The sequence below is a fragment of the Corynebacterium comes genome (assembly GCF_009734405.1).
Taxonomy (GTDB): Bacteria; Actinomycetota; Actinomycetes; order Mycobacteriales; family Mycobacteriaceae; genus Corynebacterium; species Corynebacterium comes.
The window spans coordinates 1045481-1069000 of sequence record NZ_CP046453.1 but is presented as its reverse complement, the minus strand read 5'-3'; the positions used below and the strand labels follow the sequence as shown (position 1 = coordinate 1069000).

Below are 23520 nucleotides of genomic sequence, written 5' to 3'. Positions count from 1 at the left end.
TCCTACAGCAGCATGCCCGTCGACTTCAGTTCCGCGATCGGGTACTCGGTGCGCCCGACGACCCGCTCGTAGCGCTGCGGCACGCACGTCAGGACGATGACCTGGGAGTTCTTGCCCATTTCCGTGAACAGCGTCGACATCAGCTGGAGCCGGGACGGGTCCGTGGAACCGAGCGAATCATCGACGACCACGGGTACCGGCACCTGCCCGTCACCCGAATCCTGGGAGACCAGACCGGCGATGGCGAAACGGGTGAGAATCGCCAGCTGCTCCTTCGCCCCGCCCGAGAGATCCTCCAGCGGCACCGTGTTGTCGCCGATGCTGCGCTTGGTCACCTCGAGCCCCTCGGAGAGGGTGAACTCGACGTCGTGGCCGAAGACGGTACGCGCCAGGCGGCCGAGCTGATCCGCGAAGGGCTGCGCATAGCGTGCGCGCACGACGTCGCGGTGACGGTGGAGGGTCTCCCGCAGCAGACGCACCGCCTGCGCACGACGGTCCACGGAATCCAGTCGGCGCCGGGCCGCCTCCAGGGCGGCCTCGGCCTTCTCCAGTCTTTCGGCGGCACCGGTGGCCATCTCGATGCGGCCCTTGAGCTCGGCGAGCTGGGTGTCCGCGCGACTGGTCGCCCCCCGCAGGCTCTCGACCCGTGCGACGGCCCCCTCGTGCAGGCTCTTAGCCAGCTTCGGGTCTGCGGCGGCGACCTCAGCCTCGGCCAACCGGAGCCTTTCGGCGGCCGCGAGGCGGGCATCCCTCGCCTTCTCGACGTCGGCGGCCAGGTCCGCGACGCTCCCCTTCTTCTCCGCCGCCGCCAGATTCTCCTCCGCCAGGTTCAGGGCGACCTCGGCGGCCTCGATGCGGGTGGTCAGTTCGGTCAGGGCGAGCCTGGCCTTCCGGTCGCGCCACGGGGTGAGGGTGGCGTCGAGTGTGGTCACCTCCTCACCCGCGGAGTCCTGTGCCTCCTCCGCCTCGCGGACCTGGGCCGCGGCGGCAGCGGTGTCCAGGTCGGACGGAAGGTCAGCATCCGCCAACTCCCCGGCCAGGCGGGCGTGTTCGGCAGCCAGGGACTCGGGGTCTTCGCCGGAGAGCAGTGTTGTGCGGTCGCGGGTGAGTGAGGAGAGTTCATCGCTGATCTCCCGGGCGGCGTCTCGGGCTGCGCGCACGGCGTCCGGATCTTCGCAGTCCAGTTCAGCCAACAGATCGCCCAGCTTCATCTCCGCTGCAGCCACCTGGTCTTCCCCGGTCACTGAATCGGAGAAGCCTGCGACGTACCGGGCGGTGATCTCACCGATGGTGACCTCGGTGCCGTCGCGCAGCTCCACGGCCACGCCCTCGGAAGCCACATCCAGGGGCTGACCATCGACGCTCACTGTGGTGGCGGAAGCGGAGGTCAGCTGCAGCTTGGCGGCGGCCTGTTCCCGGAGGCGCCGCTGGATGGTGACCTCCCCTGCCGCCTCCTCGACCGCCCGGACGTCCTGGTCGGTGACCTGCCGGGAGGCGGCCCTTTCGCGCAGCTCCCGGATCCGCTCGTTGAGGTCGCTGACCTTCTCCAGCTGGGCCGCCAACTCGTCCCGGCGCGCGGCGGCCTCCACCAGTCGCCGGGTGGCCCGCGCGGCGCGCAGGCGTTCGCCCGCCTCACGCTGCCGGATCTGGGCAGCCTTCACCTGCGCCCCCAGCTCCGTCAGCTGCGCCTCCTCGTGTGCCGCGGCGGCGGTGGTCTCCTCGATGCCCTCGCGGCGTCGATCGAGGTCGGCGGCGGCGGCCGTCACGGCGTCAACAAGCGACTGCCGTTGCTCGACGGCGCCGTTGGCACGCTCCAGGTTCCCCTCCGCGCGCTCCAGCTCCTCGCGCAGACGCCCGGCCCTCGCGTCGGCCTCGGCGGCGAGACGGGCCTTCTCCGCCAGCTCGGCTTCCTCGGAGACGGCGGCGGGCAGCTCTGTCCGGGCCCGGTCGCGCTCGCTGACGGCCCGGTCGTGGGACTGGACGAAACTCTCGAGTTCCACTGCACGTGCGTGGGCCTCGGCGCGTTCGGTCTCGGCGGCCTCGACGTCCGCACGGGCGGTCTTGAGCTCGTCGGTCTCCTTGCCGGTGCCCGCGGTGAAGTAGCGGGTGTATTCCTTCTCCACGGCTGCGATCAGGCCGGTGTCCTCGGTGCCTGGGGCGCCTTCCGTTCCGGAGGCGCTGTCCAATGCCCTGGTCAGGGAGGAGATGCCGACGGTGTCGACGCTGCCGCCCGGGTCGTCCTGGCGCAGGAAGAGGGTGTGCAGCAGATCGGCGTCGAGGTGGTCGTTCTTGATCTCGTCGAGCCTGGCCTCCGCCTGATCGCCGGTGAAAGTGTCGCGCTGCGGGGAGGTGATGGTCAGCCGGGCGCTCTTGCCACGGAACCACGTCTTTTCAATGGTGAAGGTCACCGGACCCATGGTCGCGGTGAGGGAGACCGACGGGGAGACGTCCCGGTGGACCGGCCGCAACGGCTTGGTGACCTTGTTCTGCGCGCCGTGCTTCTGGTGGAGCACCACGTTGAGGGCGTCCATGATGGTGGACTTGCCCTGTTCGTTGTCGCCGTGGATGACGATGACGCCGGTTTCGGGGAGCCCGTGGAGTTCGAGGTGCTCGATTCCGCGGACGTTGTCGATGGTCAGGGAGTGGATACGCATGAACTCTAGGACTCCTTCGACAGGCGGAAGAACAGGTTGACGGCGTCGCGCGCGGTGGGGTCGGCCTCGGCGGAGTCCACCAGCTCCGCGAGCGCCGCGGCGGCGAAACCGCTGACGCCCAGGGCGGCGAGCTCCTCGGCCCCCGGTTCGAGGTGCAGGTCGGTGAGTCTCTCACGTTCGTAGAGGGCCGCGAAGACGGGGCGACGTTCCGCGAGACCCGTCTCGAGGCGACGCGTGGCCGACATGGTGAGGGTGCCGCGAAGTCCGTACTTGATCACGGTGCGGTCCTTGTTCGGGAAGGCGTCCAGGGCGGAGAGGAACTCCTCGACGTCCTCCTTCGAGGCCAGCTCCCGGTCGAGGGCCTCGAAGGTCCACTCCCCCACGTGCACCTCCGCCACCTCGACCGTGGCGTCGGTGGCCGAGGACTTGGAGACCGTGACCACCAGCGCGTTGCCGGAGTTGTGCTCGCCGGCCTGCAGCCCCAGGCGTGGCTCGTGGAAGTCGGTGGTTTCCGGGGTGCCGGAGTACCACACGCGGCCGGTGTCGCCGACCGGCTGGGCGGAGTGGGTGTCGCCCAGCGCGGCGTAGTCCACCGTGCCGTCGGCGAGCCGGGCTTCCAGGGCCGCCAGGTCGATGAGGTCCGGGGTGATCTCGTTGGAGCGGGACTCCGCCTGACCGTGGCCGACGAGGATCCGGATGCCGTCGGTCGGCGCCAACGGCTCGAGTGCCTGGTGCACCAGGTCGGTGGTGGCCCGCTTGGACAGCAGCGGGGCGGCGACTATCTCCACGCCCGGCGCCACGGTCACGGGCTCGGAATCTGCCAGCACCGTGACCCCCTCCTCCCCGTCGGTCCGGTAGAAGATCGAGTCCGCCACCAGGGGGTCATGGTTGCCGGGCAGGAGGTGGACGGGTACCGGTAGGGATCTCAGGCGTTCCAGGGCGCGCCCGGTCACCCGCTCAGAAAGCGAGTTGTGTTCGAACACGTCGCCGGCCACCACGATGAACGCCGCGCCGTGTTCCACGGCGACCTCCCCCAGGCGGTCGATGGCACGCAACCGGGCGTCATCGAAACGCCCCTGGGCATCCGCGTCGAGGAACCAGCGGGTCATGCCGAGTTGCAGGTCAGAGGTGTGGACGAAGGTGGTGGAGGTCATGACTCATTGTCTAGCACGGTGTCCCGACACAGGTGGTCGTACAGGTCTTCGATGTCAGAGACCGCCCGCAGCTGGTCGACGTTCGTGTACGAGATCGCGCGCATGGCCTTGTGCAGGAGATCCAGGTCGGAGTCATCCAGGGCCGGGGACACCCGCGGTGAGGGGAGGTCAGGAAGCGTGCGTCCCGTCCAGAACAGTTCGGGATCGATCTCGGCCTCCCGGGAGGCGTCCCTGGCCTGCGCCATGACGGCATGTTCCAGGGCGGAAAGGTCCAGCCCGCGGAAGCTGAACAGGGCCATCGGGTCGGCGTCGATCTTCGCGGCGAGCTTCTCCAGCACCGCGACCTCGTGCTTGCACACGGGTGCGGGATCGGGGCAGTCGCAGATGAGCCGGACGTCATGGACGTCGTCGGTGAGCAGGACGTGCAGCAGTTTCTCGGACATCTCGCCGCGGCGCGCCTGCCGCATGCCGTTGGGGGTGCGTGCCAGTTCCGCGGAGACCACCGCGAGATCGTCGGTGGAACGGTAGGGCAGTTGGACGGTGACGGAGAAGGGCTCGTTCTGGGAGCCGGCGACCTGGGCGTGCGCCCGGCCGTTGCGGATCTCCAGGGAGATGACGTGGCCGGCCTCCGCGTACTGGCGCCCCCGGGTGAGGCGGCCGCGGTCGGCGCGGGAGGTGGCGACGTCGATGAGCATCTCCGCGGCGCGGGACATCGACGAGCGGCGCCGCGTGGTCGACGCAGCGATCTCCTCCGGGCCGCTGACGCGGGTCTTCGCGCCGAAGTTGGCGTAGATGACGTTGTCGTCGCTGGGGCGTCGGGGCATCTACTTCTCCCTTCCGCGGTAGCTCATCAGCTGGGCCAGCTGCTCGGGACCCAGTTCGGTGATCCAGCCCTCGCCCTCGCCGATGACGGCGCCGGCCAGTTCGGTTTTGCCGTCGAGGATGTCCTGGATGGATTCCTCCAGCGTACCGGCGGTGATCATCTTGTACACCGCCACGTCCTTCAGCTGGCCGATGCGGAACGCCCGGTCGGTGGCCTGGTTCTCCACGGCCGGGTTCCACCAACGGTCCATGTGGACGACGATGCTGGCGGCGGTCAGGTTCAGGCCCGTGCCGCCGGCCTTGAGGGAGAGGATCATGGCGCGCGGGCCGTCGCCGGACTGGAAACGGGCGACCATCTGGTCGCGGCCGGTTTTGGTCACCCCGCCGTGGAGGAAAGGCACCTGCTCGCCGAGGCGTTCGGAGAGGTAGGGCACGAGGATGTCGCCGAAGGCCTTGTACTGGGTGAAGATGAGCATGCGCTGGTCGGTTTCCACCGCCTCGCGGAGGAGCCGCATGAGCTCCTCCACCTTGCCGGAACGGTGCCTGCCCTTGACTGTGACGGGTGAGCCGTCGCCGAGGTACTGGGCCGGATGGTTGCAGATCTGCTTGATGCGGGTGATGGTCGCCAGGACCAGACCGCGGCGCGCGATGCCCTCGCGATGCTCGAGTTGTTTCTGCACGTCCTCCACCAGCGCCTTGTACAGGGCGGCCTGCTCCGTGGACATCTCGACGGTGACGATCACCTCGCTCTTCTCCGGAAGATCGTCGATGATCGTGGGATCCGTCTTCAGGCGCCGCAGGATGAAGGGCGCGGTGAGCAGGCGCAGCCGCTCGGTCATCACCTCGTCATGCTCGCGCTCGATGGCCTTGGCGAAGTGGTTGCGGAAGAAGCTCGTCGAGCCGAGCACACCGGGGTTGCAGAAGTCGAGGATGGAGCGCATCTCCGACAGGCGGTTCTCCACCGGGGTGCCCGTCAGCGCGATGCGGTGCCGGCTGGGCAGGGACCGCGCGGCGCGGGAGGCGCGGGTGGCGGAGTTCTTGATGGCCTGCGCCTCATCGAGGACCACCCGGTCCCAGGGGATCTCCCCCAGCTCGCCGAAGTCACGGCCGACGATGCCGTAGCTGGTGACCACCAGATCCGATTCCGCGATCCGGGCGGCCAGCGCCTTCCCGCGGAGCCGGTCCGAGCCGTGGTGGACGAGCACGCGCAGCGAGGGCACGAACTTCTCGGCCTCGCGGGCCCAGTTGCCCACCACCGAGGTCGGGGCCACCACGAGGGTGGGTCCTGCCGACTCTCCCCGGTCGTGTTCGACCGCGAGCAGGGTGAGCAGCTGGAGGGTCTTGCCCAGGCCCATGTCGTCGGCGAGCACCGCCCCGAGATTGTTCTGCGACATCCAGTACAGCCAGTCCACGCCGCGATGCTGGTATTCGCGGAGCTCGGCGTGGACGGTGTCGGGGATGTCCACCCGCTGCGGGGCCTTCGTGGCCAGTGTCTCCGAACCGCCGAGCAGCGCCGTGTGCCAGGTCGAACCGGTGAACTCGACGGGTTCCTCCGCCATCGACTCCAGCGCCAGCTGGCGCAGTTCCGCCAGGGTCACCTCACCCAGGCCCTGCGGGCCGGCCACCTCGCGGTTGAACTCCTCGCGCCGGCGCTCCACGTCGGCGAGGAGCGCCTCCCAACCGGGCTGGTCCAGGGCGCGGGCCCGTTCCGCGATCGCGGCGGCCTTCTCCAGTTCTTTCCGACGCCGCTTCCTCGACGTCTCCGCCAGCTGCTCCATGTAGGAGTTGATCCTGGTCAGCGCGGAGGTGTCCGCCATGACCCATTCGCCGCGCAGCTTGATCAGGCCGGACTTCGACTTGACCAGCTGGTCCATCTCCTCGTCGGTGAGCTCGATGTCGCCGACCGACATCCGCCAGTTGTATTCGACGAGCTTCTCCAGCCCGAAATGGGACTGGGTCGCGCCGACGGCCGGGTCCTTGATCTCGGAGGTCTCCAGCCGGGCCTTCGTCTCGAAGGTGGACCAGGCCTTGGGCAGCATGACGGTGAAGCCCTGGGATTGCAGCTTCGGCACCGCCGTGGCGATGAAATCGACGATCTCGCTGGTCGACAGGTGCACGTCCCAGTCGCCGTTGCGTTCCTCCTGCCGCGCGGCGCTGCGGGTGCGCAGGTCCGGGTTGAGCAGGTCGGTGACGCCGACCGCCCGGCGCTGCGCCATCCGGAGCTTCTCCACGCTCGATCGATCCAGGTCCTCGGCCCTGATCGGCACGGGGGCGTCGGTTCCCGAGCGGACATGCACCCGCACAGGCCAGGTGGCGTCGTCCGGGTCGCCGGACTCCTCTGACGCGGGGTCATCGCGCGGGGGTTCCTCCACGATGAACACCAGTTGGAGATCGACGGCGGTGATCGAGTCCTTCCAGTCGTTGATCGCCCGCAGCAGGCCCGGCCCGCCGCGGCGTAAGGGGGCGGAATTCATCAGGGAGGAGGCGAAGTCGTGCCACGGGTAGGGCCGGGTGGACTGGGCCAGATCGGAGAGCAGGTCGGCGGCGATCCAGTGCACGAGGTGATCGGCGATCTCCTCCAGCGCCCTGTTGTTGGCGGTGAGGATGCCGGGGGCGGCCGCGATCATCTCGGCGAGCCAGCCCCTCTCCCCCAGCCCGGAGGCCAGCTGCCAGTGCGGCCACCACTGACCGTCCTCGAAGACGAGCTTGGGCACCACCCGGCCGGCGCGGACGAAACGGGTCAGCCCGGCGTTCATCTGGATCAGCCACATGAGGTCGGGGGCGATGGCCGCACGTTGCTCCTTCGTCGCCGCAGCACCGGGGTACAGGAGGAAGGACAGCTGGTTGAGCACCGACACGGCCTGTTCGGGGGCGTACGCGGCGGTGGGGATCCGCAGTTTCACGGCACGGCCCCGCGGGGTACGCAGCTCGACCTCGAGGCGGTGGCGGTAGGAGCGGTCGTCGAGAAGCGAGCGGGCGGCCGGCGGAAACGCCTCCTCCGGGGCAGAGGAAGGCAGGATCACCCGGCGTCCCGAGACCTGCTCGACCCAGAGATGCAACCCGGAGGGCATCCAGAGACCGTGCAGGAGGAACGAAGGCATAAGGACAGTTCTACCATCCGGGGCTGATCGTTACCCTTTCGTTAGAGACTGGATATGGCCAGCCTGGTCTGCACAAACTCCGACAACATGATCCAGCTCACAGTAAAATTGGGGCATCTATGATTTGGGCCGCACCGGCACCTCACATACGTTTCGGTTCAACACCCCAGAATTGAAAGGACCTGATCAGTGTCAGAGACAACCTGGTTCATCATCGCCATCGTGCTGTACATGGCCTTGATGCTGGCCATCGGCTACTGGAGCTACACCAAGACCGACAAGTACGACGACTACGTCCTCGCCGACCGCGGGCTCAGCCCCTTCGTGGCGGCGATGTCCGCCGGCGCCTCGGACATGTCCGGGTGGCTGCTCATGGGCCTGCCGGGCGCGCTGTTCGTCACCGGCCTCTCCGAGCTCTGGATCGCCGTGGGCCTGCTGCTCGGCGCGTGGGCCAACTGGAAGTGGGTGGCGCCGAGGTTGCGCTCCTACACCGAGGTGGCCAACAACTCGATCACGCTGCCCAGCTTCTTCGAGAACCGGCTGCGCGACCGCTCGCGCGCGCTGCGGATCATCTCCGCGCTGATCATCATCTTCTTCTTCACCTTCTACGTCTCCTCCGGCATGGTCGCCGGCGGCCGCTACTTCGAGGCCACCTTCGGCGGCGAGTACCTCAACGGCCTGCTCATCGTCGCGGCCGTCACCGTCGCCTACACCTTCATCGGCGGGTTCCTGGCCGTGTCCTACACCGACGCGGTGCAGGGCATGATCATGTTCGCCTCCTTGATCATCGTGCCCACGATGGCGCTGATCGCCCTGGACAACCCCTCCGACATCTGGACCTGGGCCGCCAGCAACGACTACGGCCCGTACACCGACGGCGTGGGTAACCCGACCTACTTCGACATGATCGCGGGCGTCTCCGTGGCCGCGATCATCGGCAACCTGGCCTGGGGCCTGGGTTACTTCGGCCAGCCGCACATCCTGGTGCGCTTCATGGCGCTGCGCAGCCCCGCCGAAGCGAAACAGGGCCGCTGGATCGGCGTCAGCTGGATGTTCCTGTGCATCGCCGGCGCGACTTTCACCGCCCTGATCGGCACCGTCTTCTTCTCCCAGAACCCGGACATCTCCGTCACCGACCGGTTCGCCTTCGAGACGATCTTCCTCGACATGGGCCGCATCCTCTTCCACCCGCTGATCGCCGGCCTGGTGCTCACCGCGGTGCTCGCGGCGATCATGTCCACGATGTCCTCCCAGCTGCTGGTCGTGTCCTCCTCCCTCGTCGAGGACCTGTACAGGATCGTGGCCAAGCGTCTGCCCAGTGAGAACGTGCTGATCAACCTGTCGCGCACCGCCGTCATCGCGGTCGCCGTCATCGGCGGTGTCCTCGCGGTCAACCCCTCCGACAGCATCCTGGGACTGGTCGGCTTCGCCTGGGCCGGTTTCGGCTCCGCCTTCGGCCCGCTCGTCCTGGCCTCGCTGTACTGGAAGCGCCTCAACGCCCCCGGCGCCATCGCCGGCATGATCACCGGTGCCGTCGTCGTGTTCGCCTGGGGCAACCTCGGCGGCTCCGACATCATCTACGAGATGGTCCCGGGCTTCATCTCCGCGACCGTGGTCATGATCGTGGTGACCCTGCTGACCACCCCGCCGAAGGAGGAGGTCAGCGCCGAGTTCGATCAGGCCACCCACCTGTCCCGGGTCTTCGAGGAGGAGAAGGACGTGGACATCGAGACCGCCGCCGCGCAGGTCAAGGGCAGCGGGGCCTGATACCCGCCTGCAGCACGGAACCTCCGCCGCCTCACGCCAGTCCAATACTGGTGTGAGGCCTTTCCGTATCTACCTGCTGCTGCTCATCTGCGTCACCGTGATTCTGGTCCTCCCCTCCCCGCAACGCGAGGATCCGGCGCTGCCGACGCTCGACGCCCTGCTCCCCCACGTCGAGGAGGTGCCGCAGCGCCCACGCGTGCTGGGCTATGACCGGGACATGTTCGGCCCCGGGTGGGCGCCGAGCGCCGGGTGCACCGTCCGCGAGGCCACGCTTGCCGACGCCGGCGGCGTCCTCCACGACTGCCGCGTCACCGCCGGCACCGGCACCGACCCCTACACCGGCGACGTGCTGGATCTGAGGGGGGAGGTCGAGATCGACCACATCTTCCCGCTCTCCGCGGCGTGGGACCTGGGGGCGTACGGGTGGGAGCGGGAACGCCGGGAAGCATTCGCCAACGACCCGCTCAACCTCGCGGCCACCTCGCGCACCGCCAACCGGGAGAAATCCGACCATCTGCCCACCGGCTGGCAGCCTACGGAGCGGGGCTCACGCTGCTGGTACGCGCGTCGATTGGCGCTCGTCGCCGCGACCCACGAGCTGCCGCTGCCGGCCGGGGACATCCGGGCGATGCGGAAGGCCTGCAGAATGAGCATCTTCCCCAGGGACTGGTTAGGGTGGTCGATGGTACTTCGACCCTGATCACAAGCCCCGGAAGGCTCTGACACCCCGCATGACCACGATCCTGATCGCCCTGCACGTCCTGGCGGCCGTACTCTTCATCGGCCCCGTGACCTTCGCCGTCTCCACCTTCCATGTCCAGGCGATGAAGGCCCGTGGAGGTGACGCCCGTGCCGCCGGCGCCGCGAAGATCCTGCACAAGCTGTCGAGCACCTACGGTGTGCTTGCTGCGGTCGTCCCGCTGCTGGGCGTGACCATCATGTTCACCAACTCGGCCTACTGGAGCCAGGGACAGTTCCACATCGCCCTGCCCCTCGCGGTCGTCGCGTGGATCATCCTCCTGGTGCTGATCATCCCGCGCCAGAAGAAGATGATGGGTGCGCTCGGGCTTCTCGACGCCGCCGATCACGACCCCGAGGCCGACACCGTCGCCGACTGGGACAAGGCCCGCAAGCAGCTGTCCATGTTCGGCGGCATCTTCTCCCTGCTCTGGCTGATCATGTTCGTCCTCATGTACGTCTAGGACGCAGTGCTCCCGTCTCAGTCGGGGAAGCCGGAGAGGATGTTCTCCACCGTCGCGGCCGCCTGATAGACGACGTCCCAGCGGAACTGTATCGAGGCGCCCCGGCTGAGTGCCTCCTCCACGAGTGGGGAGGGTGTGTAGTCCACCCCGAGACGGCGGGCCACGATGTCGGCCACCAGGGCACCCTCCAACCCGCAGACGGGGGAGGCGTCCATCTCATGGGTCAGGAACTTCGTGGCCAGCAGCCCGATCACGCTGAGGGTCACACTCTGGTCCTCGCGGTGGGGAACCTCAAGACGCAGATGCGTCGGGCCGGCCCCGTCTGGAGCGGCCTGCGAGGTGGGCAGGCACGGGAGGATCCGGTTGCGCCACAGGTTGCGCAGCATCTGCAGTTCACGCCACGGAACCAGCTCCGCGAACTCCCTGAGGGCGGGCGCGTCGTCGGGGCCGGGACGGAACAACGCCGAGTTGTGCGGCTCGGCTTCCGCCTTGGACTCCAGGGCGGCAAGGCGGTCGGCGATGAGGACATCATCACGCAGAAGATAGTGGACCTCACGGCCGTGTCCGCTCGGAACCACCAGCTCCACGGCATCCGGGCGGGGCACCCAGCCGCGGACCTTCCACTCCGCCGCTGAACGCAGCTCGATGGTGCCCACCCAGTCCTGCCGCGAGGGATCGCCCACCACCCCGGTACCCCAGCGGTGGTAGAGCTGCCAGCCCAGGGCAAGTGCGGTCGGCAAGGGGAAGCGGCCGTTCCCGGCCACGAAATCCAGGATCCAGCGTTCGGCGATCTCCCTCTCCCGCCTGTTCTCCCGCGAGTTCAGCTCGCGACCGACCTCCCGGAACGGGTCCTGCAACAGCAGCCGGGGTTCCGTCGGTGTGCCCTCGGTCGTGCCGGCGAGGGGCAGCAACGGGTTGGGCAGGCCCTGGAGCAGGTCCTCCATGACCTGGGCGGTCTCCACCACCCGGCCCCAGTCGATCCCGTCGGGCACATCCAGATCACCGACGAGATGACGGCTGCCGAAGCCCAGACGCAGGGCGACGAGATGGCTGACCACGGCCACCTCCGCGTCCGAGATCTGCTCGAGGGGAATGCTGCGCCGCGGGGTGCCTTCCCGACGCCCCTGCACCCAGTTGCCCAGCAGCTGCGCCACCAGCTCGAGAACCAGAGGCATCACCCCGGTCCTCTCAACGTCCGGGTGGATGACGATGCGGTAGCAGGCGTCCTCGCCACGGACCTCCGGACAAGGCCGGCACGGGCGACCATGGTGGGCTTCTTCTATCCAGCCCGGGGTTCCGGAGTCTCCACCCGTGGCCCAGTTGAGGGTCGCGCCGAGCCGCCACAGGTACGACAGGGCGGCACGTTCCCGTTCTCCCAGGTGAAGGGAGAATTCAGACAGGGTGGGGGCCAGTTCGTGTGGTTCGGCCGGTTCACGCACCGCCGTGTGATCGACGGTGCCTACACGTTCCTCGTTGACCAGTTCGACGTCAAAAAGCAGGAACAGTTCCACCTGTGAGCCGTCGAGGTGGGTGAGCACCAAGGGCTGGGCATGGTCCGGCACACGGTAGCCGTCGGACTCCCATTCGGTCCGGGTGGCGGGGAGCGGAGTGGTGGTCCAGCTTTCGTCGCGGTTCTCCTGGAGGACGTCCGTTCCCCACCGGCTGAGCAACTGACATCCTGCCTGGGCCGCGACGAAGATCGGGAGCCGGGGGTTGGATACCAGGAAAGCCAGCATCCACCGTCGCACCAGCCCCCGATGACCGGAGGGGACGAAATGGGTGAGCTGCACATTGATAGCGTCGTACGGGTCCACCGGGACTCCTCATGTTTGTGTTCTTATACTTCATACTTCAACATGTGCCCACGACATGTTTCATCTGAACCTCGAATAAGAGGACTACCCCACCCCCGGGGTCAATCGTTGACCTGATACCGGTGCCCCAGCAACGTCCCCTCGACGGCCTCCGCCACATCGAAGACCAGGGCCCAGCGCAGCTCCTCCGGGGCCGGAAGATGCGGGTCCATCAACCACCCGGCGGCCACCGGGCCGGTGCGTGCATCCAGCCGCAGGCGCCGGCCCGCCAGCCAGGCGGCGAGTTCCAGCTCCAGCGGACTCGCCCATTCCCTGGCGTCGGGTTCCACGTCCCCGGGGTCCTCGAGCACCCCGAGCAGGTAGAGGACCATCAACTCGGCGGTCAACTGCAGGACCATGCCCATGACGCCACGGTTCGCCGCGAAAGGGCTGATGTTGAGGTGGAAATATATCTCACCCCCGTAGATCTCGGTCTCCTCCGGGTCCTCGAAATCCAGCTGGCAGGGCAGGCCCCCCGGAAGGTCGACCTCCCAGCGCACCAGGCCATGAACTTCCACGATCTTGCCCAGCATCGCCCGTTCCCGCTCCCCCACGCAGTCGGCGAAGTCCATGAAGTCCGGCACGGGGACCTCGGGCGCGGCGACATCGCGGTGCCCCACCAGCTCACTCCGCTCATCCAGCGGCGCGCCCGGAACGTCCTCCGGCAGGAAGAGTTCCACTTCCCCGTCCCGGGGGCCGGGGGTGGAGATCGGGCGGGCGAAATCCGCCGGATAGACCCCGTCGAGGGACCATTCGAGTTCCGTGCGCAGCGGAACCCGGCACAGCCGGTCCCAGGACCGTTCATCAGTGATGGCCCAGTAGCCGTAACGGCGTGCCAGCTGTTCGGCCACCACCACCGCCTGGATCACGTCCAGGTGGACATTGAGCGCCGCATACTCGAGCAACCACCGCTCGACGGCGGCACGCCGCCCCGCCTCCGGAATGTGGGCGACCTCCCGGGCCGTCTCGACGAGGTACCTCACTCGATCCATGTGTGCCATTCCAGCACACGGACCCGACATGGGCCGGGCAGCCTCCCCACACCGCCTCGAACAGGGGGACGACGAAACCCCCGTCTCCTCCGGATCGGAGAAGACGGGGGTCGAGTCAGTCGGTGCTAGTCGCGCCAGCCGCCGGAGCGGCCGCCACGGTCGCCACCGCGGTCATCACGGCCGCCGCGGAAACCACCACGATCATCACGGGCGCCGCGGAAACCACCACGGTCACCGCCACGGTCGCCACCGCGGTCATCACGGCCGCCGCGGTATCCACCACGATCGCCGCCGCGGAAACCGCCACGGTCACCGCCACGGTCGCCACCACCACGAGGGGGATGGACGGCACCGGAGTCGGCCTCGATGTTGATGAGCTGACCGGAGATCCGGGTTGCGGACAGACGGCCGAGGACGGAGGGATCCATGTCCTTGGGCAGCTCGACCAGGGTGTGGTCGGTGGCGATGGTGATGCGGCCGAAGTCCTTGCTGGACAGGCCACCCTCGTTGGCCAGGGCGCCGACGATGGCACCCGGGCGGACGTTCTGACGCTTGCCCACCGCAAGGCGGTAGGTGGTGAAGTCACCGTCACGGTCGGAACGGGGGGCACGCTCACGGCGCTCGCCCCGGTCCTCGAAGCGACCACCTTCACGGCGCTCACCGCGATCGCGGTCACGGCTGCCACGGTCGTCGCGGTCGGTACGCTCGCGGCGACGCTCCGGCGGCAGGTCCTTCATCAGGAAGTCGGAGCCGGCCTGGGCCTGTGCAGCCAGGGCTGCGGCGACGTCCTCCAGCGGGACATCCTTCTCCTCGGCGTAACGCTTGATCAGCTTGCGGAACACGTCCAGCTGCTGGGACTCAAGAGCCTCGGTGATGGTGTCGGCGAACTTGGCCTTGCGGGCCTCGTTGACGTCGTCCACGGAAGGCAGCTCCATCTCGGTGAGCGGTGCGTTGGTGGCGCGCTCGATGGCACGCACCATGCGGCGCTCACGCGGGGTGACGAAGAGGATCGCCTCGCCGGAACGGCCTGCACGGCCGGTGCGGCCGATGCGGTGGACGTAGGACTCGGTGTCATTCGGGATGTCGAAGTTGAACACGTGGCTGATGCGATCGACGTCAAGGCCGCGGGCGGCGACGTCGGTGGCGACCAGGATGTCCAGGCGACCGTCCTTGAGCTGATCGATCGTGCGCTCACGCTGTGCCTGGGCGATGTCACCGTTGATGGCGGCCGCGGAGAATCCACGGGCGCGCAGCTTCTCGGCGATCTCCTCGGTCTCGTGGCGCGTACGCACGAACACGATCATGGCGTCGAACTCGGTGACCTCGAGGATGCGGGTGATCGCGTCCAGCTTGTTGCGGTGCGCGACGTTGAGGAAGCGCTGCGTGATGTTGGTGCTGGTCCGGGTCTCGGTCTTGACCGTGATCTCGTGCGGGTCATTCAGGTACTGCTTGGAGATGCGACGGATGCCGTTGGGCATCGTCGCCGAGAACAGTGCGACCTGCTTCTCGCTCGGGGTGTCCCGCAGGATGCGCTCGACATCCTCCTGGAAGCCCATGTTGAGCATCTCGTCGGCCTCGTCGAGGACGAGGAAACGCAGACGGGAGATGTCGAGGGTGCCCTTCTCCAGGTGGTCGATGACACGACCCGGGGTACCCACGATGATCTGGGCGCCGCGACGCAGACCGGACAGCTGAATGCCGTAGGCCTGGCCACCGTAGATCGGCAGGACGCTGATCTTGCCCAGGTGATCCGCGAAGGACTGGAAGGAATCGGCGACCTGGAGCGCGAGCTCTCGGGTCGGTGCGAGGACCAGCGCCTGCGGCGAACGGTCCTCGATGTCGATGCGGGCCAGGACCGGCAGCGCGAACGCAGCCGTCTTGCCGGTGCCGGTCTGTGCGAGACCGACCACATCGTTGCCCTCCATGAGGACGGGAATGGTCTGAGCCTGAATTGCGGAGGGGGTTTCGTAACCCACCTTCTTCACCGCACGGAGGACTGCGTCGGGGAGGCCCAGGTTGTCGAACCCGTTGCCCTCACCCTTCTCCTCTGAGGCTTCGTTCTTGTCTGCTTCTGCAGTGTTGTCATTTTCAGCGCTGTCCTGGACCTGGTTGTCGGTCCTGGAGTCGGCAGCCTCAGAAGTATCCGCGTCCCTGGTGTCCTGATCCGCCTGAGCCGGGACGTCGGGATCAATCAGATCCTCGACTGTCAGCGGCCCGGTGGAGGCGGATGCAGCCTGCGCTGCTTCACCCTGCGGGTTGTTCTGTGATTCCGACAGATTCATGTCATCCGGCTCGTTTGCGCCGCCGGTAGCGATATCACTGTTGCTCATTGCCTGATCAGAGTACGCGACTTCGAGCCAAAAGACCATTTCATGGTGGGTGTTCTGCGTCGCACCCCGCTTCTCGACGCCCCCTCACCCTCCCCGTCCGTCCCGCGGCTTCCATCCCGCGCACACCCCGGCGTAAGGTATTACCTGCAATTCTTCCAGTTTCCCGACAGCTCCCCCGGCAAAGGATCACCCGTGAACGAAACCTCTGCTGCCCCGGTCTCTGGACCTGCTGCGGCGCAGTCCACGACCGTCGTCACACGACGCGGCCTGAAGGCCCGGCACATCCACTTCATCGCGCTGGGATCCGCGATCGGCACGGGCCTGTTCTACGGCTCGGCCGGCGCGATCCAGGCGGCCGGCCCCTCCGTGCTTCTGGTGTACCTGCTCGGCGGCGCGGTGGTGTACTTCATGCTCCGCGCGCTCGGCGAAATGGCCGTGCGCATGCCGGTGACAGGTTCCTTCGCCGAGTACACCCGGGCGCATCTCGGCGGCTGGGCCGGCTACATCACGGGCTGGATGTTCGCCTTCGAGATGATGATCGTCTGCCTCGCCGACCTCACCGCCATCGCCATCTACATGCGCTTCTGGTTCCCGGACACCCAGCAGTGGGTGTGGGTGGCGGGGACGCTGCTCATCGTCGGCGCCGCGAACCTGGCCAGCGTGCGCAGCTTCGGTGAGCTGGAGTTCGTGTTCACCATCATCAAGGTCGGGGCGGTCGTGGCCATGATCATCGGCGGTGCGGCCATCCTCACCTTCGGGCTCGGTGACTCCGCCCAGAACGTCGGCCTGGACAACCTCTGGAACGACGGCGGCTTCCTCCCCAACGGCGTCGAGGGCATGATCGCCGCCTTCATCCTGGTGCTCTTCGCCTTCGGCGGCACCGAGATCATCGGCGTGGCCGGCGTCGAGGCCGAGGACCCGGAGCGCGCCATCCCGCGTGCCGTGAACACCGTCCCCGCCCGCATCCTGCTCTTCTACGTCGGCGCGATCCTGGTCATCCTGGCACTGAACCCGTGGCGCACCATCACCGGCGAGGAGTCCCCCTTCGTCCAGATCTTCGACACCCTCGGCGTCAACTGGGCGGCCGCGCTGCTCAACGCCGTGGTCATCACCGCGGCGCTGTCCGCCATCAACGCCGACCTCTTCGGCGCCGGCCGCGTGCTCACCGGCCTGGCCAAGCAGAACCTCGCGCCGCGCGCCATGGCCCGCACCCTCCGCGGCGTTCCCGTGATGACCACCGCCATCCTGCTGCTCACCCTCGTTCTGGGCACGATCCTCAACGCGATGCTGCCTGACCGGGTCTTCGAGATCGTGGCCTCGCTGGCCACCTTCGCCACCATCTACGTGTGGCTGATGATCCTGCTGGCGCAGGTCGCTTCCCGACGCCACATGAGTCCGGTGGAAGTGACCGAGCTGAAGTTCCCGGTCCCCTTCTGGCCCTACGGCCAGTACTTCGCCATCGCCTTCATCATCTTCACCTTCGGCATCATGCTCTGGCTCGACCAGTACCACCTCGCCCTCGGCGTCGGCGTCGGCTTCCTCGTGCTGATGACGGCGCTCTACTACGTGACGGGCAGGCCGAAGGTGCAGGGGGTGGCTGTCTAAACTCCGGGAGCTGCGGGACCTGCAGCCAAAGGGCGCGATCTCAACGGCGCGATCACTCAGACAAGTACATGCTCTCGAACATACGGAGCTTTCTGTCGGTGATTGCGGTGTGGAGATCGCGCCCTTCTCCTTTCCTCACCTAGGAACCACCCCCGTACCCCAAGAATGATTGTCATAATGACATACCAAATGTAGCGTGCAATAGGTCACAGCCAGATGCCTTCTGTGATGAGAAATCCTTCCACTGCCTTCCCTGAAAATCCTCAAGGAGAAACCTCCGTGGCCATCACCCTCCGCAAGCTGTCTTCCCTGCTCACCGTGCCCGCCATCGCACTGAGCGTGCTCGTCGCCCTCTCCCCCTCTGCCACCGCCACCCCCGTGAACGTCGACTGCTCGAGCGAATCTCTGGCGGATGCCGTCCTCGCGGCCGCCAACGGCACCACCCTCCAGGTGTCCGGCACCTGTGACGAAGCCGTGTTCGTGCCGCGCACCTCCACGAACCTGACCATCGACGGCCGGGGCACCGCCACCGTCGCCGGCCCCGACGCCTCCGCTCCCCCGACCGGTCCCGCGTCCTTCACCTTCTTCGTCGAGGGCACAGGACTCACCCTCAAAGGATTGACGATCACCGGCGGCGCGCACGCCGTGCACCTCTCCGGACCGGCCTCGGCGACGATCGTGGACAACACCATCACCGACAGCGCCGGCGCGATCCACCTGGACAAGGACTCCACCGGTCAGATCGGCGGCAACACCATCACCGGCAACCTCGGCTACGGCATCAACATCCAGGAGAATTCCTACGCCCGCATCGGCTTCACCGCGCCCACCCGCGGACACCTGCCGAACACGATCAAGGACAATGACGGCCCGGGAATCATCGTCAAACAGTGGTCCGGCGCATGGATCTCCGGCAACGACATCTCCGACAACGCCGGCCACGGCGTCGAGGTCGATCGCGGCTCTCACGCCGAGGTCTACGACAACGCCATCAACAACAACGCCGGTGACGGCATCCGGGCGACCAACGGCTCGGACGTGAGCTTCGAACCCATCAACAACGAGGCCCCCTCCCAGGTCAAGGGCAACACCACCAACACCCCCAACCGCGACTACGGCCTGACCTGCTCCACCGGCGGCTACATCGCCGGCGAGCGTGGCACCCTCAACGGCCAGCGCGGCGCCGAGCTTATCGACGGCGGTTGCGCCAACGACCGCAGGACTGGTCAGCAGCCGGCATTCGGGATGTCTTCCTAAGGGATTCTGAGCACTGCCCGCTTCTCGACGCCCCGCCCATCCGTGCTTTGTACGAAAAAGGGCGGGGTTCACGTCTCTGCAGAGTCATCACCCGCCCAAACGCATAGGGCTGCAAGCGATGCAGGAAGAAACCCCTGCTCACCGTGCTAGTATGGGCCGATCCAACAGTGTGAACCGAGGAGCAATGGTGAAGAAGCGCATCAACGTAACAGGGGCAGTTCTGACTGATGGAGACAAAGTTCTCGCAGCTCGGCGCGGCCCAGGTAAAGCGCTTCCCGGCTTCTGGGAGTTCCCGGGAGGGAAGATTGAAGCCGGAGAAACCCCCGAAGAGTCACTCGCCCGAGAACTGGAGGAGGAGCTTCTCTGTCAGGCGGCCGTCGGTGCTCACATCACCACTACGGAATACGAGTATGACTTCGGCACCGTCATTCTCTCGACATACTTCTGCAAGCTCATCGAGGGAGATCCGCAGCTCACAGAGCACGAGGAGATCCGATGGGTACCGGCCTCTGAGCTGCACACACTAAATTGGGCCCCAGCCGACATCCCTGCGGTCAAGATCATTGCCGAACAGCTCGGCTAATGAAACGCTCGAACACCACACTCAGTCGCGACACCGCTTTCGGATTCCTTGACGCAGCTACCCAGTCTGAGCAGCTCCTCAACCCGCTCCTCATCGCAAACAATGATGAAGAGAAGATGCTGCACGCGATTCGGCAGGAACTGTCTCGGGCCAGGCACTTCGTATTCTCCGTCGCGTTCATCAGCAGCCGCGGCCTTGCTCTACTGAAGGAGGCCCTTCTCCAGTTCAGCGGAACTGGCGAAATCATCACCTCCAACTACTTAGACTTCAACGACCCTGCTGTATTCCGCGAGCTCCTGCTGCTTGAAAACGTCCGAACCGTCATCCACGAAGATGTCGACCGCGGTTTCCACGCGAAGGGCTACATATTCCACCGTGAAGACGGCATCACTGCCATCGTCGGAAGCTCGAACCTCACCGATAATGCTCTTCTAGTGAACCAAGAATGGAACCTCCGATTTTCCGCTTTCCCAGATGGCGATATCGCTCTTCAACTCGAAGACGCAGTTGAACGGCAGAAGAGACGATCCGTTGAACTCACACAAGAGTGGATCTCCCATTACGAGAAGAACCGCACCTTCCGCCCCGTCCTCGTTCCAGATGGCGACTCCCCCGTCAAAACATCCCCAGATGGGCGGATCTATCCGAACGACATGCAAGTGCGAGCACTGGAATCGCTTCGGGATCTCCGAGAGCTAGGGGAAGACAAGGCAGTCATCATTTCCGCTACGGGTACCGGAAAGACGATCCTTGCAGCTCTCGCCGTTCGGGCCGCAAAGCCAAAGCGAATCCTCTTCCTCGCTCACCGCGAACAGATCCTCAACAAGGCGATGAACGAATTCCAGCGTGTCCTGGAAGAAGATACCAACCAGTTCGGAAAACTGGTCGGCAATATTCGCCAGACTGATCGGAAGTACCTCTTTTCTACAGTGCAGTCCCTGTCTCGCGGGGAGACTCTCGAGGCATTCTCCCCTGAGACCTTCGACTACATCATCATCGATGAGGTCCATCGCGCAGGTGCTGACACCTATCGCAGAATCATTGACCACCTCACCCCGTCGTTCCTCCTTGGGCTGACTGCAACGCCAGAGCGAACTGATGGGTTCAACGTCTTCGAACTTTTCGACTACAACGTCCCCTTCGAGATCCGCCTCCATGAAGCTCTCGAAGAGCAGATGCTCGTCCCCTTCCATTATTACGGAGTCACCGACTTCGTAGACGATGAAAACGAGACCATCGACGACGTCGCACAGCTGAGAAACCTCATTGCCGAAGAGCGAGTGAAGCACGTTCTCAAGATGCTTCGTCAGTACGGCCACCCCACCGACGTGAAGGGGCTGATGTTCTGTAGTCGGAAGGACGAGGCTCAGGAACTCTCCAAGTTGTTCAACCAGTCCTCCCTCAACGGGCAAAGACTGAGAACTACGGTCCTCACCGGCGAGGACTCAGCCGCCCAACGCGAGCTGGTCATCGAGAAACTTGAGAACGGCGAGATCGACTACATCCTGACCGTTGACATCTTCAACGAAGGAATCGATATTCCGCTCGTGAACCAAGTGGTAATGCTTCGTGGCACTCAATCCAGCATCATTTTCACCCAGCAGCTTGGGCGCGGCCTCCGCAAGGCCCCGGGCAAGGACCATCTTCGAGTCATCGACTTCATCGGTAACTATGCAAACAACTACCTCATTCCGGTGGCACTTTTCGGTGACAACTCGCGGAATAAAGACTCGATTCGAAAGAACCTGCTGGATAACAACTCCACGAACACCATCGCCGGTGTCTCCAGCGTGAACTTCGATGCGATTGCCCAACATCGAATCCTAGAGTCGTTGAGCAAGGCACGTCTCGTGGGAAAGCAGATCTTCAAAAAAGATATCCAGCAGCTGATCAACCGCCTAGGTCGAATACCGACGCTCTTCGACTTCGCCCGTTTCGACACGGTCGACCCTGTGCTTCTTGCATCGGCTTATGACAGCGTTTCCAATCTAAAGAGCTATTGGCAACTGCTCAAAGATCTCAAGTTCGTGGACCATGCGCCCGATTCAGAAGAAGCACCCATCTTGGCATTCCTATCGGGTGAGATTCTTAGCGGAAAGCGGCCACACGAGCTTTTCTTGCTCCGCGAGCTGATCGACAAAGAGTTCGTTACCCGGGATGAGTTTGTTCGCCTTCTCGAGATGAAAAGCATGAACTCTGATAACTTGACCCTGAACTCTGTCGAGCGTGTTCTTTCACTAGCGTTTTACACCGAGGCCCAGGTCAAGAAGTTTGGGGGCTCCCCGCTCATAATCTCCGATGCGAGTGGATATCGCCTCAGCGATGATTTCCGCCGTCTCTACGAGAGTGAATCAGCCGACGACCGCATGTCCACAGAGATATTCAAGAGCCACGTTGATGACATCCTCGAAACTGGCCTTTTCCTCTCGCGCGAGCGAGGTTACTGGTCCGGCAATCTCAAAAAAGGGTCAATGTACTCTCGGCGTGAAGTTTGTCGACTTCTCAACTGGCCGAGAAATCAAGAAAGCACCCTGTACGGGTACAAACGAGACGATGCTACTTCGACCTGCCCAATCTTCGTCACTTACCATAAGAATGCAGATGTAGCGGAAAGCACTAAATACGGCGACGAGTTCATTAGTCCTCAAACCATGCATTGGTATAGCAGGTCGAGACGCACCCTTCTCAGCCCAGAACTGCGGCCGATCATTAACAATGAAGATGACCTCCATCTCTTAGTTAAGAAGGATGACGCTGAAGGGAACGATTTCTACTACTTGGGAAAAGTCGAGTCCCACAACCAGCAGAACGAAAAGATGCCTGGCCCTGACGGTAAGCCGTTGAATGTTGTAACGATGAATCTTGATCTGTTCACTCCCGTCGAACAGAGCCTTTACGATTATCTGACCACCAATGTCCGCTCCACTATCTCGTGAATAGACTTTGGGCCGTGAAATGGGTTGAGTTGAGGACGCTTAGTTCTGAGTTACCAGCGTCGGCGACCAGACTTACTAGGCCGTCAGTTACAGTTGGAGCGTCGGTTGCTTTCTCAAACACGTAAAATAACTGCGCCCCAGGGTAGGTCATGTCCTCTAAAATTCGCACTCTAAGCTTCTTCAACAACAAGGGCGGCGTCGGCAAAACAACGTTGTCAACGAATGTCGCCCATGACTTCGCGGAGCGCGGCCACCGCGTCCTCTACGTCGATTGCGACCCCCAGTGCAACGCGACACAGCTGATGCTCACCGAAGACCAGACCGCCGAGATCTACGCTCCCGACAGCGACCCAGATAGTGCTCGGCGGCGTTCGCTGGCAAACACCGTGTACGGGCTTTTTATCCCCCTTCTGGAGGGCGAGCCGGAGATCGAGAAGAACATTCACACTGTTCGATCCGAGCGTTTCAAGGTGGATGTCCTGGCTGGGCACCCTACCTTGTCCAAAATCGAGGACGTCATGAGCAATGCATGGCAAGCTGCCCACGGCCGGGAGACAGCTGCGTTTCGACGCGTGCACTGGGCAGGCCAGCTCGCCACCGCGATGGAGGACCAAAATCGCTACGACATTATCCTGTTTGATGTCGGCCCGAGCCTGGGTCCCTTCAACCGAACCGTCTTGTTGGGTTGCGATGCCTTCGTTACCCCAACTGCCACCGATCTCTTCAGCTTTCACGCTTTCGACAACCTCTCCCGTTGGTTCGAGAATTGGGTCGCCGAATACAGCGAAATGCAGGAAGCTAATATCGCGGCTTGGAGCCAGTATTCAAATAGCTTCGATGAGAAATCCCGCACTCTTCGCCTTCACGGTCACGAAGGCCGTCAGCTCAATTACCTCGGATACACCACCCTCGAATACATGAAGAAGAAGGCCGGCGGCGGCGAACAGCTCGTGGGCGCTTTCGAGCGATTCCGAGATCGTTTCCCGGAAGAGGCTCAACGTATCGCCAGTAGCTTGGGTCAGAAAGAGGATGAGTTCCTCCTCGGCCATATCCCTCACATGCACTCAATGCCGGCGACGGCGCAGGATGTCCATTCCCCAATTGCCGGACTAGTTAGCAAAGATGGAGTCCGTGGTACCCAGCTAAACCAGCGAGATGGGTACGTCGACAAAATCAAAAGTGTTGCTGAGACGGTTCACAAACGTTTGATGGCCTAGAAGAACCTTCTCCCCCACCGCTGCCATGGGCTGCGGTGAGGGAGAAC

The 23520-nt window shown here is 64.9% G+C and carries 15 protein-coding genes; 8 read left to right on the top strand and 7 right to left on the bottom strand.

The features are described from left to right. Nucleotides 1-2: 2 nt before the first annotated feature. Genes CETAM_RS05195 through CETAM_RS05180 form a run of 4 tightly spaced genes read right to left on the bottom strand, consistent with a single transcriptional unit; the run spans nt 3 to nt 7731 of the window. Entirely contained in the window at nt 3-2654 is a 2652-nt protein-coding gene (locus tag CETAM_RS05195; RefSeq protein WP_156227632.1) for an ATP-binding protein, read from the bottom strand. Between the two features lie 5 nt (nt 2655-2659). Beyond that, entirely contained in the window at nt 2660-3808 is a 1149-nt protein-coding gene (locus CETAM_RS05190) for a metallophosphoesterase family protein (protein WP_156227630.1), read from the bottom strand. Then, entirely contained in the window at nt 3805-4632 is an 828-nt protein-coding gene (locus tag CETAM_RS05185; RefSeq protein WP_156227627.1) for an SWIM zinc finger family protein, read from the bottom strand. Before CETAM_RS05185 ends, CETAM_RS05190 begins: the two co-directional genes overlap by 4 nt. Beyond that, nucleotides 4633-7731 carry a DEAD/DEAH box helicase gene (locus tag CETAM_RS05180; protein WP_156227625.1) on the bottom strand — a complete coding sequence of 1033 codons (3099 nt, stop codon included), beginning with the start codon at nt 7729-7731 and terminating at the stop codon, nt 4633-4635. It lies immediately after the preceding gene. Nucleotides 7732-7920: 189 nt separating this feature from the next. Here CETAM_RS05180 and putP point away from each other — a divergent pair, with 189 nt between their 5' ends. From putP to CETAM_RS05165, 3 genes are read left to right on the top strand one after another with little or no spacing between them, the layout of a single operon-like run. After that, nucleotides 7921-9498: a sodium/proline symporter PutP gene (putP, locus tag CETAM_RS05175; protein WP_156227623.1), complete on the top strand. Its 1578-nt coding sequence runs from the start codon at nt 7921-7923 to the stop codon at nt 9496-9498. A 52-nt stretch (nt 9499-9550) separates the two neighbouring features. After that, nucleotides 9551-10198, top strand: coding sequence for an HNH endonuclease family protein (locus CETAM_RS05170; protein ID WP_156227621.1), 648 nt, complete (start codon nt 9551-9553; stop codon nt 10196-10198). A gap of 31 nt (nt 10199-10229) precedes the next feature. Beyond that, nucleotides 10230-10700, top strand: coding sequence for a DUF2269 domain-containing protein (locus tag CETAM_RS05165; protein ID WP_156227619.1), 471 nt, complete (start codon nt 10230-10232; stop codon nt 10698-10700). 17 nt (nt 10701-10717) lie between these two features. On the opposite strand, the gene CETAM_RS05160 is transcribed toward CETAM_RS05165, so the two are convergent. The 3 genes from CETAM_RS05160 to CETAM_RS05150 all read right to left on the bottom strand — a co-directional run bounded on the left by CETAM_RS05160 (nt 10718) and on the right by CETAM_RS05150 (nt 15875). Then, nucleotides 10718-12514, bottom strand: coding sequence for a hypothetical protein (locus CETAM_RS05160; protein ID WP_156227617.1), 1797 nt, complete (start codon nt 12512-12514; stop codon nt 10718-10720). Between the two features lie 101 nt (nt 12515-12615). Beyond that, nucleotides 12616-13545 (bottom strand): hypothetical protein, encoded by a 930-nt coding sequence (locus CETAM_RS05155; protein WP_156227615.1) that lies wholly within the window; start codon nt 13543-13545, stop codon nt 12616-12618. 125 nt (nt 13546-13670) lie between these two features. Beyond that, nucleotides 13671-15875 (bottom strand): DEAD/DEAH box helicase, encoded by a 2205-nt coding sequence (locus CETAM_RS05150; protein ID WP_156227613.1) that lies wholly within the window; start codon nt 15873-15875, stop codon nt 13671-13673. A 267-nt stretch (nt 15876-16142) separates the two neighbouring features. Between CETAM_RS05150 and CETAM_RS05145 the strand changes: the two genes are divergently transcribed. The 5 genes from CETAM_RS05145 (at nt 16143) to CETAM_RS05125 (ending at nt 23473) form a co-directional block, all read left to right on the top strand. Continuing rightward, on the top strand, nt 16143-17480 hold the full coding sequence (locus CETAM_RS05145) for an amino acid permease (RefSeq protein WP_231587632.1): 1338 nt from the start codon (nt 16143-16145) through the stop codon (nt 17478-17480). Nucleotides 17481-17759: 279 nt separating this feature from the next. Next, on the top strand, nt 17760-18737 hold the full coding sequence (locus tag CETAM_RS05140) for a right-handed parallel beta-helix repeat-containing protein (RefSeq protein ID WP_197085802.1): 978 nt from the start codon (nt 17760-17762) through the stop codon (nt 18735-18737). A 187-nt stretch (nt 18738-18924) separates the two neighbouring features. Further along, nucleotides 18925-19320, top strand: a complete 396-nt coding sequence (locus CETAM_RS05135; RefSeq protein ID WP_156229382.1) for a (deoxy)nucleoside triphosphate pyrophosphohydrolase — start codon at nt 18925-18927, stop codon at nt 19318-19320. Beyond that, nucleotides 19320-22256 (top strand): DUF3427 domain-containing protein, encoded by a 2937-nt coding sequence (locus CETAM_RS05130; protein WP_156227606.1) that lies wholly within the window; start codon nt 19320-19322, stop codon nt 22254-22256. The genes CETAM_RS05135 and CETAM_RS05130 overlap by 1 nt, the downstream gene beginning before the upstream one ends. 161 nt (nt 22257-22417) lie before the next feature. After that, nucleotides 22418-23473, top strand: a complete 1056-nt coding sequence (locus CETAM_RS05125) for a ParA family protein (RefSeq protein WP_156229381.1) — start codon at nt 22418-22420, stop codon at nt 23471-23473. Nucleotides 23474-23520 lie beyond the last annotated feature (47 nt).